The sequence below is a fragment of the Tigheibacillus halophilus genome (genome assembly GCF_042683165.1).
Taxonomy (GTDB): domain Bacteria; phylum Bacillota; class Bacilli; order Bacillales; family Amphibacillaceae; genus Tigheibacillus; species Tigheibacillus halophilus.
In genome coordinates, this window is sequence record NZ_JBHUIZ010000005.1 from 1 (window position 1) to 16362 (window position 16362).

The 16362-nt window shown below is 43.3% G+C and carries 14 protein-coding genes and 1 tRNA gene; 1 reads left to right on the forward strand and 14 read right to left on the reverse strand.

Annotation, left to right across the window (positions count from 1 at the left end; all coding sequences use genetic code 11):
* Nucleotides 1-584: 584 nt before the first annotated feature.
* From lysS to spoIIE, 14 genes are all read right to left on the reverse strand, one after another.
* Nucleotides 585-2069 carry a lysine--tRNA ligase gene (gene lysS, locus ACFSMW_RS06135; protein ID WP_390353996.1) on the reverse strand — a complete coding sequence of 495 codons (1485 nt, stop codon included), beginning with the start codon at nt 2067-2069 and terminating at the stop codon, nt 585-587.
* 254 nt (nt 2070-2323) lie between these two features.
* On the reverse strand, nt 2324-2548 hold the full coding sequence (locus ACFSMW_RS06140; protein ID WP_390353998.1) for a helix-turn-helix domain-containing protein: 225 nt from the start codon (nt 2546-2548) through the stop codon (nt 2324-2326).
* Nucleotides 2518-3030 carry a 2-amino-4-hydroxy-6-hydroxymethyldihydropteridine diphosphokinase gene (gene folK / locus ACFSMW_RS06145; protein WP_390354000.1) on the reverse strand — a complete coding sequence of 171 codons (513 nt, stop codon included), beginning with the start codon at nt 3028-3030 and terminating at the stop codon, nt 2518-2520. The genes ACFSMW_RS06140 and folK overlap by 31 nt, the downstream gene beginning before the upstream one ends.
* Entirely contained in the window at nt 3027-3392 is a 366-nt protein-coding gene (gene folB, locus ACFSMW_RS06150; protein ID WP_390354002.1) for a dihydroneopterin aldolase, read from the reverse strand. Before folB ends, folK begins: the two co-directional genes overlap by 4 nt.
* Nucleotides 3385-4215 carry a dihydropteroate synthase gene (gene folP, locus ACFSMW_RS06155; RefSeq protein WP_390354003.1) on the reverse strand — a complete coding sequence of 277 codons (831 nt, stop codon included), beginning with the start codon at nt 4213-4215 and terminating at the stop codon, nt 3385-3387. The genes folB and folP overlap by 8 nt, the downstream gene beginning before the upstream one ends.
* A gap of 258 nt (nt 4216-4473) precedes the next feature.
* Nucleotides 4474-5394, reverse strand: coding sequence for a cysteine synthase A (gene cysK / locus ACFSMW_RS06160; RefSeq protein WP_390354005.1), 921 nt, complete (start codon nt 5392-5394; stop codon nt 4474-4476).
* Between the two features lie 138 nt (nt 5395-5532).
* On the reverse strand, nt 5533-6405 hold the full coding sequence (gene hslO, locus ACFSMW_RS06165; protein WP_390354007.1) for an Hsp33 family molecular chaperone HslO: 873 nt from the start codon (nt 6403-6405) through the stop codon (nt 5533-5535).
* A gap of 19 nt (nt 6406-6424) precedes the next feature.
* Nucleotides 6425-7201 (reverse strand): type III pantothenate kinase, encoded by a 777-nt coding sequence (locus ACFSMW_RS06170; RefSeq protein ID WP_390354009.1) that lies wholly within the window; start codon nt 7199-7201, stop codon nt 6425-6427.
* Nucleotides 7202-7396: 195 nt separating this feature from the next.
* Nucleotides 7397-9457 carry an ATP-dependent zinc metalloprotease FtsH gene (gene ftsH / locus ACFSMW_RS06175; RefSeq protein WP_390354011.1) on the reverse strand — a complete coding sequence of 687 codons (2061 nt, stop codon included), beginning with the start codon at nt 9455-9457 and terminating at the stop codon, nt 7397-7399.
* 145 nt (nt 9458-9602) lie between these two features.
* Nucleotides 9603-10151 (reverse strand): hypoxanthine phosphoribosyltransferase, encoded by a 549-nt coding sequence (gene hpt / locus ACFSMW_RS06180; protein ID WP_390354012.1) that lies wholly within the window; start codon nt 10149-10151, stop codon nt 9603-9605.
* Between the two features lie 2 nt (nt 10152-10153).
* Entirely contained in the window at nt 10154-11563 is a 1410-nt protein-coding gene (gene tilS / locus ACFSMW_RS06185; RefSeq protein WP_390354014.1) for a tRNA lysidine(34) synthetase TilS, read from the reverse strand.
* Nucleotides 11564-11762: 199 nt separating this feature from the next.
* A complete protein-coding gene (locus ACFSMW_RS06190; protein ID WP_390354016.1) occupies nt 11763-12680 on the reverse strand; it encodes a protein kinase domain-containing protein in 918 nt (305 codons plus the stop codon).
* The gene (locus ACFSMW_RS06195) at nt 12652-13386 is read right to left on the reverse strand and encodes a VWA domain-containing protein (protein WP_390354018.1); all 735 of its coding nucleotides are present in this window, start codon (nt 13384-13386) and stop codon (nt 12652-12654) included. Before ACFSMW_RS06195 ends, ACFSMW_RS06190 begins: the two co-directional genes overlap by 29 nt.
* A gap of 84 nt (nt 13387-13470) precedes the next feature.
* On the reverse strand, nt 13471-15909 hold the full coding sequence (gene spoIIE, locus ACFSMW_RS06200) for a stage II sporulation protein E (RefSeq protein WP_390354020.1): 2439 nt from the start codon (nt 15907-15909) through the stop codon (nt 13471-13473).
* Between the two features lie 333 nt (nt 15910-16242).
* Here spoIIE and ACFSMW_RS06205 point away from each other — a divergent pair.
* Nucleotides 16243-16316 (forward strand) — tRNA-Met (locus ACFSMW_RS06205).
* Nucleotides 16317-16362 lie beyond the last annotated feature (46 nt).

The following is a 16362-nucleotide window of genomic DNA, read 5'->3' on the forward strand; positions in this document are numbered from 1 at the left end:
CTTGCTTTATTGAAAAAACAGGGTTGTTTTTTCATCTTCCATTCGATGACTTGCATCGAATTCGCTTGACATACTGGTCGTTTTGTTCAGTTTTCAAAGAACGAAAAATTGTTTGTCGCTTCAAATTGGCGACTTAATTATCATACCATTTACAGCTTATCATGTCAACAACTTTTTAAATGTTTTTTTCATGATATTTCACTTCATCGCTTGCGCTGTATGAGGTTTGTTTTTAACAACGTTTATAAATTTATCATGATTTCCCCTACAATGCAAGTCTTTTTTAAAAATAAAAATGGAAATATATGTTTATTATTATTTCCGTATTTACGCATTTATCAGCTTTTTTTCTCCAGCCTTATTTCTACTATACCTAAAAAATTGCCAAGCCTTATTTCAGCACCACGCTCTGAAACTTCTTGCTATGTGAGAGACTTCTATTCTTTAAAGCAAAATGCAGATGCTTCTAATCAAGCATCTGCATTTTGTTGCTATTTATACATCCATGGAACAGAAATGCTGCTATCAACCCGCTAACAGTCGCTGCGCAGTCCTTTCGGATGAATAGATTGTGTACCTGAACATTATTTATTACGCATCTGAGGAAACAGTAATACGTCACGTATGGATGGTGAATTCGTCAACAGCATCACAAGTCGATCAATACCAATACCCAGGCCACCAGTTGGAGGCATCCCGTATTCAAGAGCCTCCAGGAAGTCTTCATCCATTAGATGAGCCTCATCATTTCCTTCGTCGCGCTCCTTGACCTGTGCTTCAAAACGTTCCCGCTGGTCGATTGGGTCATTTAATTCGCTGAAGGCATTAGCATGTTCACGACCGACAATAAACAATTCAAAACGGTCCGTGAACCTGCCGTCTTCTTTGTTCTTTTTGGCCAGCGGAGATATTTCCACCGGGTGCCCGTAGACAAAGGTGGGCTGGATAAGCTTTTCTTCGACCCGTTGTTCAAAAAATTCGTTTACAACATGTCCGAATGTCATGGATTCTTTAATTTCAATACCATGTTCTTTTGCAAGTTCCCGTGCTCGTTCATCGGTCATTTCTTCCCAGAAGTCAACACCTGTGTATTGCTTGACTGCATCAACCATATGCAATCTTGTCCATTGTGGGGTCAGGTCAATTTCTTGATCATCATAAGAAATCTTCGCTGTACCTAGTACTTTTTGAGCAATGTGAGCAACTAGGTTTTCCGTGAGTGCCATAACATCATGGAAATCGGCGTACGCTTCGTAAAGCTCCATCATTGTGAACTCCGGATTATGCCTTGTAGACACACCCTCGTTACGGAAAACGCGTCCGATTTCATATACTTTTTCCATGCCTCCGACAATCAGGCGTTTTAAATGAAGTTCGATGGCAATACGCATGTATAAAGGAATATCCAATGCATTGTGGTGTGTCACAAATGGGCGGGCAGCCGCTCCCCCGGGAATACCGTGCATCATAGGCGTCTCTACTTCAAGAAAGCCCTGGTCATTCAAGTAATTGCGCATTTCCTGGATAATTTTGCTGCGCAGTACGAATGTTTCCTTGCTTTGCATATTTGTAATTAAATCCAAATAGCGCTGACGATACCGTTGTTCAATGTCCTTCAGGCCATGATATTTTTCCGGCAACGCTCGCAAAGATTTTGTCAGCAGCTGAAATTGGTTAGCTTTTATCGAAAGTTCACCGACATTGGTTTTCATCACTTCTCCAGTGATGCCGATTATATCGCCTAAGTCGATTGTTTTAAAGATTTCATAGGCTTTCTCGCCAATGGCATCTTTTCGTACATATATTTGAATTTGACCGCTTGCATCCTGAACATGCGCAAACCCAGCCTTGCCTTTTCCGCGTTTCGTCATGACCCTGCCGGCAATTGTCACTTCAGGAAGCTCCTTACTGGAAATTTCCTCCTTGGTCATATGGTCATATTGTTCCAGCAATTCTTTGGCCAGATGTGTGCGTTCAAATTTTCCGCCGAAAGGGTCAATACCCAGCTCACGGTATTCAGCCAGCTTTTCCCGTCTGACCCGCATATGTTCATTCAATTCTTCAGACATGTCCATCACTCCATTTACTATTCCTTATTAAAAAATTGGCATTCAATATAGTCTAGTCTCAACGATGCCGAAATGCAATTATGCAGTGAAAAAGGGTTTTTATACTCCTCTTCCTGCTCAAACAAGCACGAAAAGATGCTTACATTTGATGCTCTGTTTGCTCAGCAAGCTTATAAAATTTTTTCAATCATGCTGGTTCTTCATTCTGTTAAAAAGAACGGTCCGACACAGTACCACAGATTTTTTAAACACTTTCATCCTTTATCATCATGACCGTCTGCGTCAATTAATTCCTGCTTGTCTATCTGAAGTGTTGCAACGATTTTCTGCAATAGCTCATCAGGTGCTTCTTTAGCACCTCTTTCCACGGCACTGAGCAAGCCTACTGATATATGCAGTTGATCGGCAAACTGCTGCTGGGTGTAGCGTTTCAGCTTCCGATAAGATTTTATTCTTCGCCCAACCCGTTTCGCTTCCATAGGGATACTTCCTTTCCATGGTGAAGTGCAATATGTCCGGTGAGTTGTGCAACACTTTCGTTCACTGAAGGCAAAATCAAATCAGGTGCTATCTCATTTAATGGCACAAGTACAAAAGCTCTTTCATGCATTCTCGGATGCGGAACAATTAATCTATCCGTGTTTATATTCTCTTGATTATATGCCAAAATGTCAAGGTCGATGGTCCGCGGGCCATTGCGAATTGTACGCCTCCGGCCGAACTGCTGTTCAATCTCCTGACACACATCCAATAAATCTTCCGCAGCTAAAGATGTTTGCACCTCCAAAACCATATTTAAAAAATCTCCTTGGTCAGCATAACCGACCGGTGTAGTTTCATAAATGGAAGACAATTGGCATACGTTGATTTTTCCATGTTGTTTCAGCTGACTGATTGCCTTTTGCAAAAATTCCTGACGTGGTTCAATGTTGGATCCAAGTGCGATATAAGCTATATTCATTTTTGGCGCTCCCTGTAAATTTCAGCAGAAACTGATTCATAATGCCCGGCAATAGGCGGGTTGGGCTTGGTGATCCTGACTTTGCATGCTTGCACCAATTCAAATGACCGCAATAAATCACTTGCTACATCTTCAGCTAACGATTCAATGAGATTTTTCGCTTCGCCTTCCACCCGCTCTTTGATAAGCCCGTATACTTGTCCATAATCAACAGAATCATTCATTTCATCTGTTTGACCAGCTGCACGGAGATCCAGAAAAAGCGTTACATCTGCAATGAAAGGCTGTCCCAGTTTATTTTCTTCAGGGAACAGACCATGGTAACCATAAAAAGACATGCCATTCAGCATGATTTTATCCATTTATACCAACTCCCTTCCCGAGTATTGCGTCCATCACCAATGCCATTTCCTTGTTCAACTTCACATTGTGAACCCGTACCATATGGGCACCCTTGGTAATGCCTAAACAAGTCGTGGCGGCTGTTCCATTATCACGATCAGAGGCTTCTGCCTGCAGAATATCTCCTAAAAATCGTTTGCGGGATGCAGCCAGGAGCAATGGGTAGCCAAGATCCGACAGTTGTTCCAAATGGTTCATGACAACCAGGTTATCAGCGCCTGTTTTAGCAAAACCGATGCCCGGGTCAATCATAATTCTTTTCTCTTTAACCCCTGCTTTTATCGCTATTTCTATACTTTCCGCAAGATCGCTTTTTATATCTTCCATGATATTTGTGTAGTTTCGGTTGTCTCGATTGTGCATTAAAATGATTGGTACATCATACGCGGCTGCAACCGCGGCAATTTCTGGATCCTTCTTGGCACCCCAGATATCATTGATGACTTGGGCGCCAGCTTCCATTGCCTGCCGTGCTGTTTCTGCTTTATACGTATCAATCGAAATAGGTGAGGTTATTTTTTCTGCCACGGCATGGATCATTGGAATAACCCGCTCCAGCTCTTTTTCAAGGGGGACAGCTTGATGATCCGGCCGGGTAGACTCTCCGCCAATATCGATGATATCCGCCCCTTCAGATACCATTTTTTCCGCCTGGTGTACCGCTTTATCCAGGGTCGTATAGCTTCCCCCGTCAGAAAAAGAGTCCGGTGTCACATTCAGTATTCCCATCACATGGGTTCTCGACGATAAGTCAAACGTTTTTGTCCTTGTTGCCAACTCCATTGCACAACCGCCCTTTATATCTTCTCTTCTTAATTCAGTTACTATCGTATCAAAGATGGCAATTGCTGTCACGATGATTTTGCTTGCAGGGACCAAGCAGCCAAGCCAATAAAAAGGCCGGCCATGATGGCCAGCCAGAATATTGTAACGTTAGAAAACTGATATTTGAAATGCAATGGAAGATAATTTCCCATCGCCGCTATTTATACCGGCGATCATTTAAGTTTCATATCACAGATTTTCTGCTGCACATGATGCCTAGTCTTCAAATTGAAATAAAGGCGTAGACAGATAACGTTCGCCATTGTCTGGAAGAACAGCAAGCACCTTTTTGCCAGCTCCCAGTTCCTTGGCTACTTTCCTGGCGGCATAAATCGCAGCACCTGCCGAAATACCACCAAGTACCCCATCCGACTTCGCTACATCTCTGGTTGTTTCAAACGCCTGATCATTACTTACACGGATCACTTCATCATAAACCGACGTATCCAATGTCTTCGGAACGAAACCGGCACCAAGGCCCTGAATTTTATGCGGTCCCGGTTTATCACCGGAAAGAATTGCGGAATCCTCAGGTTCTACAGCATATATTTGGATATCCTTGAAGTGGTCTTTCAGCACTTTTCCCGCACCAGTGATCGTACCACCTGTTCCAATACCAGAAACAAAAGCATCAAGCCCATCTTCCATCTGTTGCACGATTTCCTTGCCTGTTGTACGAGCATGAACTTCAGGATTTGCTTCGTTATTAAATTGCTGCGGCATGAAATAACCTTTTTCCTTCTGCAATTGTTCTGCCTTGCCAATTGCACCTTTCATACCTTCTGCTCCGGGGGTAAGAATCAATTCAGCACCATATGCTTTGAGTATGTTACGGCGTTCCTGACTCATTGTATCCGGCATCACAACAACAAGCCGATAGCCTTTTGCGGCAGCAACCATCGCCAGACCTATACCAGTATTTCCGCTCGTCGGTTCGATGATAGTATTACCTTCCTGGAGTTGTCCGCTCTCTTCAGCAGCTTCTATCATAGCCAATGCAATTCGATCTTTTACCGAACTTCCCGGGTTGAAGAATTCCAGTTTTGCATAAATATCGGCACTGTTTTTATCAGTCTGCTTCAATTTCACAATAGGCGTTTCGCCAATCAAACCAGTAATGTTATCTGCTACACGCATGTTAACCCTCCTAGATTCTAATTCCTACTATTCTTATAAGTTTATTTATAATGTACGCTTATACCTCTAAAAATGTCAACCTATAAGCTTTATTTGAAACTTATTACAGTCCGTCATATCAATATGTGGCCCAGCCAGTCAGTTTTTCAATGCTTCCAGTTCTTCCTCTGTAAAATGGTATTTTTCATTACAAAAATGGCAAACCGCCTCAGCTCCATGATCCTCATCAATCATGCTTTGGATTTCTTCATTGCCAAGACCCTGAATAGCATTCTGGAAACGTTCCTTTGAACAATTACACTGGAAACGGACAGGCATTTTCTCGTGTATCTTGAAAGTTTCTCCAGCAAATAAACGTTCCAATATTTCTTCCGGTGTTTTTCCTTCCCGGATAAGTGTCGAAATTGGAGGAAATGCCTGGATTTGTTCTTCAAGCCGAGTAACCATGTCCTCCTCAATTCCCGGCATCACCTGAACAATAAACCCACCTGCAGCCAGGACGCTGTGATCCGGATTGACAAGCACACCAGCGCCGACCGCTGAAGGAACCTGCTCTGAATTCGCGAAATAATAGGTGAAGTCCTCACTAATCTCTCCGGAAACAACTGGTACCTGGCCAGTGAAGTAATCTTTCAGACCTAAATCCTTCACAACACTTAGCGTACCATCCGTACCAACGGCTCTCGCCACATCCAATTTGCCTTTTTCATTTAAATCGAAATCGACATGCGGATTGACTGCGTAGCCTCGTACTTCCCCTTTTGCATTGCCATCAGTGACGATGGCTCCGATTGGTCCGCCGCCTTCGATTTTAACCGTGATGCTATCGTCCCCCTTGAGCATGGCTCCCATCATGGCAGTGATGGTCAATGTTCTTCCAAGTGCCGCCGTAGCGGTCGCCCAAGTATCCAGCCTTTCTTGCGCTTCATACACTGTATGTGTCGATGTGATGGCATATGCACGTACTTTGCCTTCAAATGCTGTTGCTTTAATCAAATAATCTTTTGCCATTTTCAACGCTCCTTCTCATTCATTGCTGTGACATTTTATTTTGATAAATCAAGTACAGTCCTTTCAAAGTGAGGAAAGTATCGACAACATCTATCGTTTCGGATGCTGCTGAAACCAATGGAGCAAGTCCACCCGTGGCAATCACCTTCGCATCCGTTGCCATCTCGGATTGCATGCGATTTACAATGCCGTCTACCTGTGCAACTGACCCGTTAAATATCCCTGACTGCATTGCTTCAATTGTATTGTTTCCGATTACTCTGGGAGGAGCCTCCAATTCTATTTTCGGCAGTTTAGCTGTGTTACGGTACAGTGCATCCATGGAAATATTGATGCCTGGCGCGATCACACCGCCGTGGTACTCCTGTTTGTCATTGATATAGCAATACGTTGTTGCAGTACCAAAGTCGATGATGATCAATGGAGAGCCGTATTCTTCAATTGCCCCGATAGCATTCACAATACGGTCCGCCCCGATTTCAGAGGGATTTGGATATCTCATTTTCAATTGGTTCTGGATCGTGCCGGCTCCAACGATCAGGGGTTCAATGTAAAAATAATCTTTACACATTTTTTCAAGTGCGAACATAATCGGCGGTACCACAGACGAGATAATAATGCCGTCCATATCATGAAAGGTGAGTTCTTTGTCGGTAAAAAGAGATTTAATCAGCATTGCATATTCATCTTCCGTTTTATGCCGGTCGGTTTTGATACGCCATTCCTGAATTAATACACTATCTTGAAAAACACCAAGCACCGTATTGGTGTTTCCCACATCTATCACAAAAATCATTTCATCAAACCTTCCGCATCAATTTAACTTTAATATACCACAATCACCATTTGATTAGAAAACCTTGGCACTTGCCATGCCTTGGTAAATACTGCTGCGGCTCTACACTCCTTAAAATGCCGTTAATATTGGACACAAAAAAGGCAGCCTGTCATCATACAGACTGCTTTTTTGCCTTGCTATACCAGAAAACGATTATTCTTTTTTATCTTCGTTAGCATCATTGTTTTTATCGGAGCCTTTATTCAAGTCTTCCAATCCCTTGGTGATTTTATTCAATCCTTCTTCCTCAGACTCGTCTTCCTTATCTTGTGACAGTTTAGCATCTGATTTTTTCTTTGCTGTCTCATAGGATTCAGGAGATTCGTTGTCTTCTTTCGACTGAATATTAACTTTAACATCACCATCAGCTTGGTCGCTGTCATATTCCGGCTCTGGAAGTACACCTTCATCAAACAATGATTTGATTTGCTTGGCATCCAGCGTTTCCACATCGAGCAATGTTTTCGCGATCAGTTCAAGCTGCTCTTTATGTTCAAGCAATATTTCTTTTGCACGACTGTAGCAGTCATTGATAATTTTTTGCATTTCCTTATCAATTTCATAAGCAATGGTGTCACTATAGTTCTGCTCATTCTGAATATCGCGTCCAAGGAATACCTGACCGCCTCCGCCACTAAACTGAGTCGGACCGATTTTATCACTCATCCCATACTCTGTAACCATTTTACGAGCAATACCTGTTGCCCGTTCAAAGTCATTGGAAGCGCCAGTGCTGACTTCTCCGAAATTGATTTCCTCTGATACACGGCCGCCAAGCAGTCCGGTGATTTTATCCATCAACTCCGGTTTCGTCATCATGTAACGATCTTCTCTAGGAAGCATGACAGCATAACCGCCAGCCTGGCCGCGTGGTACGATGGTTACCTTATGGACCATGTCTGCATCATCGAGTACCATGCCGATGACAGTGTGGCCACTTTCATGGTAAGCGACGATATTGCGTTCTTTTTCAGATACGACTCTGCTCTTCTTGGCAGTACCAGCAATTACACGATCGATGGCCTCGTCCACATCCAGCATACCAATTGTTTTCTTGTCTTGCCGCGCAGCTACCAGAGCGGCTTCATTAAGTAAGTTTTCCAAATCGGCACCGGAAAATCCAGGGGTGCGCATCGCAATTGTTTTCATATCCACTGATTTATCCAGTGGTTTGTTCCTTGCATGCACTTTAAGTACAGCTTCACGGCCTTTGACATCCGGACGGTCTACGGTAATTTGACGGTCAAAACGTCCCGGACGCAGCAATGCCGGGTCTAATATATCAGGGCGGTTTGTCGCGGCAATGATAATGATTCCTTCATTTCCGCCAAAACCATCCATCTCAACAAGCAGCTGATTCAGTGTTTGTTCCCGCTCGTCATGACCGCCGCCTAATCCAGCACCGCGCTGGCGACCAACAGCATCGATCTCATCAATAAAGATGATACATGGGGAATTTTTCTTCGCGTTTTCAAACAAGTCACGTACACGGGAAGCACCGACACCAACAAACATCTCTACGAAATCAGATCCGCTGATAGAGAAAAACGGTACACCGGCTTCACCTGCAACAGCTCGCGCTAGCAATGTTTTACCAGTACCAGGAGGTCCCACCAAAAGAACACCTTTTGGAATACGGGCACCCAAATCAGAGAACTTGCGTGGATCTTTCAGAAATTCCACTACTTCCACAAGCTCCTGTTTTTCCTCATCGGCACCTGCAACATCTTTAAATCGTACTTTTTTCTTTTCTTCACTATACATTTTCGCCTTGCTTTTGCCAAAATTCATCACTCGGCCGCCACCGCCGCCTTGTGCCTGGCTGAGCAGGAAGAAAATAAACAACCCTAAAATCAAGAAAGGGATGATTCCGGTCAAAAATGAAACCCATACACTCGGTTTTTCTTCTTCTTTGACCTTCAGGACACTTTGGTCCATTCCTTTTTGCGTTATATCTTTAACAATCTCAGGGTTATCGGGTACTTGAGCAACAAACTGCTTGCTTCCCTTCTCCAACTCACCTGTGATGCGCATGATGCCATTGGAAGGCTGCATCGTCATTTTTTTGATTTCGCCATTATCCAACGCCTGCGTAAATTGTTTTACGTTATATTCTTTTGCCTGATCACCTTGTCCATTAAATACTCCAATCACACCGATAACAACCAATAGAAGGAGTAAATAAAAGAAAGTATTCCGAAATATCCGGTTCATTGCCAACCTCCTCCCAAACGGGAAAAACTATATAGTATCGTACCATAGTGAAAACTTGGTTTACAACTAATATCGCTTATTATTACCACAATATTGCAGGATAATTTCAAATGTATTCACCACTGTTTTGTTTCGCTTGAATTGATTATTCTTCTCCACCGTAAATTTCTGGTTTTAAAACACCGATATATGGCAGGTTGCGATACTTTTCATCGTAGTCCAACCCATAGCCGACCACAAATTCACTTGGGACTTCAAATCCTACAAGATCCGCTTTAATATTGGCGGTGCGGCCCGATGGCTTATCCAGCAGTGTGACAATCTTGATTGATTTCGCTTTGCGGTACTTGAACAGGTCGACCAGATAGCTCAGTGTCAGACCGCTGTCGATGATATCCTCAATGATCAGCAGATCGCGGCCTTCTACTTTCGTATCCAGATCCTTGACGATTTTAACTTCTCCGGAAGACTTTGTACTTTTACCGCCATAGCTGGAAACATCCATGAAATCCATTTCCACATGTGTGTCAATTTGTCTGAGCAGATCCGACATGAAAGGCAATGCACCTTTTAAAACACCAATGACAAGTGGGAATTTACCCTCATATTCTTTTGTCAGCTGTTCACCAAGCTCCTTGCATTTTGCATAGATCTCTTCTTCTGAGACAAGTATTTCCTTGATTTCGTTACGCACCGTTATTTCCCTCCTGATGATGTATCTCTTCTGTATTGCATTTGAATCATAGATTGATTTGCAGTTGGATTTCCGCCCTCTGCTTTTTTTAGACCTATTAGCCAAAGTATACGTCCCTGGTCATCGGTTACCAGCGGCCAAGTGCTGCGTGACTGGACAGGAATTTTTTCGTCGATGAAAATATCTTTGATTTTTTTGCTGCCATTGAGCTTCTTCCAGCTCATACGGTCTCCTGGCAGTCGCGTGCGCACATGCAACGGCAAAGTAATATGATCTGTTGTGCAAATATATGTATAATCATCTTCAGAATTTGTGTCATCAACAAAGTTTGTTATGATGACTGCCCCATCTGGAAGAGTAATTTGTCCAGGAACCGTTAATTCATAATGAAAAGAGGATTTTTGAATAAGCTGCTGTGCTGGGAAATAACATGTGACACGCTGATAAGATCTTTCCACTCTCAGCCCTTGAGGAAAATCTATTGCGGCTGTGCCTTGTTTACTTTTCAGCAAGCCCAAAAAGTTCGCCTCATGAACATATGTAAGTTTTTTTGGCAGACTTTGGTATAGATAGTTTAATATTAGATGATAGACCCTTCTTTGTAAAGCGGTTGGGTAGGAGAGAAAAGTATCGATTTCAAAAGAAGCCTTCAGATCTTTTTCCTCAAAGCGAACAACTGACTTCACCATTTTTTCAGCCTCTGCCTGCAAAAACATTTCATCTTCGTGCAATGTTTCACTTAAATGCTGCTGTGTCCTATGTATATGATGATTTTTCTCTTTTATCAACGGAATAAGATACTTCCGAAAATAATTTCTCGTATAATCCGTTTCATTATTGGAAGGATCCAATCTCCAACTTATACGGTTTATATGGCAATAAGTCTCGATTTGATCTTTTGTGACACATAGAAATGGGCGGATGATTTCGCCGCCTGCAAACTCCCGTTTCAGCGGAATTCCGGAGAATTGCTGCGCATCAGCCACACGGACAAGACGCATGAGCAATGTTTCCACTTGATCATCGCCATGATGGGCAAGGGCCAGATAGTCTGCAGCATAGCGTTCCATTTGTTCCTCGAAAAAACGATATCGCAGATCCCGGCATGCTTGTTGGGTGCCTTTGCCGGTGAGTTGCTTATACCCCTTGACATCTACAGAACCGCCTGCGAATGCGATATCCCATTCCTTGCAAATTTCTTTGACAAACAGCAAGTCTTCTTTGCTTTGCTGCCCTCGCAGCTGATGATCTACTGACACAGCGATCAGTCGCAGGTTCCACGTTTTTCTTTTCATGCATAGATAATGCAGCAAAGCCATGGAATCTGATCCGCCTGAAACGGCGATCAGAACGGTTGCGTTCTCAGTAAGAAGCTGTTTATTTTCAATAAATGCAGTTACTTCCTGTTCCATGTTGTCCATCTCCGAAGTGCTTGATTATATTAACTTTTATTGTATCATAATGTTTTCTCTTTTGTCCTAATCCACAGGCTTGATTAGACTTTTAAACCGCAATTCATCAGCCCGAAAAAGCATTTGGACTGCCATTTTTCTCCGAAAATCATATGATCAGGATTCACAAGATGCATTATTTCGTAACTGCTGCATTTTTTCATGAAAGGAATAGTGAAAACACATAATATATACTCGAAATAATAGAAATTCCCACAAGCTCTCCTGTAAAGGATAAAGACATACGATTACCTTGCTTCCCTTTTCTTTGCCGCATATGGTGAATGATTTCGCTGACTTCTTGCCTCATTTGTGCGCTAGTCTGATAGTTCCCTTGCAGTGCCTTTTGTAAAGCTGGCCTGTACATACGCAAATCCGGGGCTTCATACAGCTTTTTCATCAATTGCTGCTGTGGATGTTTCCCTTTTTCAAAGCGTCTTGGATAGCAAAGACTGAGGAATACCATAGCAAATGCGAATAAATCATAACCAGGCTCAGCTTTACGGGTACCCATTTCCCAGTAACCCCGGTCATAAAACTCACTGTATTCCTTGATCGCGCGACCAATTTGAGTTGTTCCGCCGACATCAATCCAGCGAAGTTTTGTCGGCGACGATGCCACCAGCAGGTTTTCCTCTTTCAGATCCCCGAAAATCCAGCCAGCTTGATGCAGTTTCTCCAAATCATCCAGCAGCTGCAACATGAACACACCTATCCATTCTTTGCCGTTATGCTGTAAAAAATGTTGTAAGGCTTGTCCACGAATATACTCCATGACATAAAAGGTGAATGTTCCTCCATTTGAGCTGGCCCAATCGTCTACATCCATTAAAGAAGGCCCAAGATTTACCCCCTGGACCTTGTGCAGTGATTTGAGAACATTGACTTCCATCATCATCGATGTGCTTTTATCACTGATCTTCAATGCCGCTTCTTTTTGATTAATCGTACATAGATAGACGCTGCCAATAGCTCCGCTGCCCAGTTTGCGCCTGATGACATATTCATTATGATGCCATTTACCGCGGATCCGGGTCCCCGGTGCGATATCAAGCTTCTTCGATGTCTGATTCTTCATTTTCCCTGAAGCTCCTTAGCAGGCTCTTTTTACTAAATTGATAAATCGCCTCGCGCAATGCAGGCCCCGTTGGCGTAACGCCTCCACTTGTCAGCTTTGGGAACACGCTGGAAATATTGTCGAGTCCGGGAGACCAGTCAAGCACCTTCTGGATATCCTTCCTGCGGCCAGGGAAGCTGAAAATGGAAAAACGGTTGCGCCCGATACGTGCGTTCAAGCTAATAGACAAATCAATTAATGCTTCCTTGACTGTCGGCAGCTTGTCCCGCATGCTGGCGCTGGTGTCAACCAATACCACGACTTCCAGGTCACATGTCTCACCCAGATCCTCCACTACCTCCATGATTTCCCCGCGTTTATCCGGAGCAAGATCCTCCATCGTCTGGCCGGGCCCCAGTATTTGTTTGAGCTCTGAATTGACAAATCCCTGCAATGTCTGTGTCATCGCTTGTTTGGTCACCATTTGTACGGTTTGAGAGAGCGTTTGTGTATATACGAGCTGGCTTACTCCCCCGCCTGATAACGCGATCTGTTCAACCTCTTCAAGCCCCTGTGGTTGTTCAGTCTGATCGTCCGCCAGAATACCGATGACATTAACAGAAATTCCTTGTTCAAAAGCTAACGCCGCCACCGCTGAGGGATCCTCCCCTTTATTTGAGCAGCCGTCTGTCAGCAATAAAATCTGTTTCAACGTACCTTTTTTCATTTAAACCACCTCCAGGCAAATTCCACTAACAGCATCACCAAAAAATTAATGGAATATACCCGGATTTGGGGACCATCCCGCTGCTCAGCTTGGAATGTCGATAGCTGACCACTGTGGTATATGTTTCTCTACTTTGGCAACGAGTACAGTCATATCGTCCTCGATAGCTCCAGATTGGGTGCGGACCACCTCTTCAAGCAGCAGGTCAGCGATTTCTTGCGGATCATTTGTTTTGATTTCTCTCAGTTTGCGCTTAATCCAGATATCTGTGTTTTCTACATGTTTCGGTCCTTCAAAAATACCGTCACTCATCATGATCAGAATATCACCGCTCATCAACTGCTCATTGACAATATCCACTTCGAACTCTCTGATGATCCCCATCGGAAGATTACTCGCCTCAATTTCAAACAGTCTGTCACCTCGTTTGACATAGCTTGGTGCCGTTCCGATCTTTAAAAAACGCGCATGAGCATTATGCAAATTGATCATTGCCAAATCCAGCGTCGCAAACATCTCATCCGTTGTACGCAATGATAAAATGGAATTGATTGATTTAATTGCAACCTTTTCCGGTATGCCCGTCTGCAAAATTTGCTGGAGCAAGCGCAAGGTTTCCCTGCTCTCCTCATTCGCTCTGCTGCCATTGCCCATCCCATCACTGATAGCCATCGCGTATTTTCCTTCACCCAGCTCCATGGTTGTGTAGCTATCACCTGAAATGAGGCCCCCTCCTTTAGCAGCATTCGCAATACCTGTTTGTACGACAAATTCTTTAGCCGATCCGAATTTCAAAAAGGAGTATCCATTTGGAAACGGTGAAATCTCTTCATATTTAACAACAATCAATTCGTGCAGAATTTCCGTCAAGACTGGTGCGATCAATTTTGGACCTTCCCCATGGTAATCATAAAAAGAGAGGCTCATTTCGATATCGACATTACCTTTTTCCAAACGGAAGATATCCAATTTTTCAAGCTCCAGCCCCATATGATCTAAGGCGTGGATGATTTGCATTTCCTGTTTTTCATGATGTTCTCTCTCTTTCAAAATTTCACTGGCGAAATCATCCATCACTTCAGACACTCCCTGTAATTGCTCAGCGACAAGACGTTTGCTTTCCAGTACTTGCTGTTTTAATTTACGGTTGGCTTCTAAATAGGAAGCCTCTTCCGTCATCTTATCAAGCACCTTTTTTGATTTGACGCAGTGACTGGCAAAATCTTTATATGTGAAATGATTCGGTGGTTTATTTGCCACCAGATCATCTTTGATATTTTCTAATAAGGAATATGTTTTATCGAATTGCTGCTGCCAGCATCGTTCCTTCATAAAACAATTTTGGCAGGTCTTTTCTGCCACCCGGCTCAGGAAATAATCGGTTTCTTTCCGCGCTTCATTTTCCTCAAGATCAGGTGAATCAGCGGTCATGAAACTTTTCGACAGCGCTTCAAAAACATCGGAAAATTGTTCAACCCGTTTGGCGGTAACATTGCGCACCTTCTGTAAGTACTGCTCCTGCTCATTGGCATTCTCTTCTGTACCCGGAATATATTTAGCCAGTTTATGAAACCATTTTGCCGGTGTGAGGAGGAACATGGCGGCAGCAGCAATTGATTCTGCAAAGGATGCCGCCAGCCCTTCTGTTCCGCCATAAATACTGATGAGCAACGTACCCGCAAGTAAACCGACCGCCACCCCGGCTTTCTTCCCTTCTTTCAGCAGCCCGCCAAGCAATCCGGAAAATGCAAGCAGACTCATTTGATAAATATTGACCACATTGGCTAATGATAAGATGAGTCCGGCAACCACCCCGACGGTGGAACCGATTGCCGCGCCCCCTATGTATGCCAGGACCAGCACAAAATAACGGGAAAAAACCTGCTCAATAGAAGCACCGTAAATTTCCCAGCCAATCATTCCTGTCAGAATGGAAGCGATTAAAATGATTATGCAAACAATTTCTTCATTTTTTAAGGTAGGTTTATATCTTTTTGGTGATATCAGTGGAACACTTTGCATAAATATCAATACTAGCAGCATTCCCAGGACCCCTTCGACTGACAGCAGCATCCATTCATACGAAGTCAGTTTTCCTGTAAACGAATACGTACAGATCCGAGCGACAGCAATAGCAGCAAACACCAAAAAAGGTATATAAAATTGTAATTTCTTCATATGCTTGCAAAGGCCTGCCAAAAACAGAAACGACAGCATGGAAAGCCCTACGTATACCCCTTGCGAAACGGATAGACTTAGCCCCCCTGCAAGCATAGCAATAATTGTTTTAGCAGCTTTATCCCGCTGCATAAACCAAATGGTAGCTAAAAATGCGATGGTAAAAGGCGAAACCACTGACAAAATGACAGCCCTGGACAGCAAGAATGCAATGATGTAAAACAGCCATCCTTTTTCAAGAAAGACTGAATGTGCCTTCACTGCCATTTTGCTGGACATCCGATGCAGACTCGTCCTCTTTTCCTCCATTCGCTTTTTCTCCACTCCAGATATTGTATCCATCATGAATAAGCCCTCCCTCTTCTAGCATCATTAAAACACAAATCAATTTCATAATTTGTCAAAATAGATAGTCAAACATAATAAATCGTTCGACGGCTTTTCATCAAGACAAGCAGTTTTTTACAAAGGTAGTCACTTTGCTGTCTATTTTTGCTGGGAAAATGCGGTTTTGCTATTGCGATACGTCTTACATTACTTTATAAAGAGGACTCAGATGCCTGCCCACCCGGCTATATGAAGTGTGATATGAAAGATTTGAAGAAAAAGGGAGAACTTAAAATTTCTCTATTGACAAGCTGTACCGCCTGTTGTATGATAATTTCTGTTGGCAAATTTGGCGGCGTAGCTCAGCTGGCGAGAGCGTACGGTTCATACCCGTGAGGTCGTGGGTTCGATCCCCTCCGCCGCTATCATATAAGCATCTCTTTTCAAAACGGTTGTTTTGCATGGAGATGT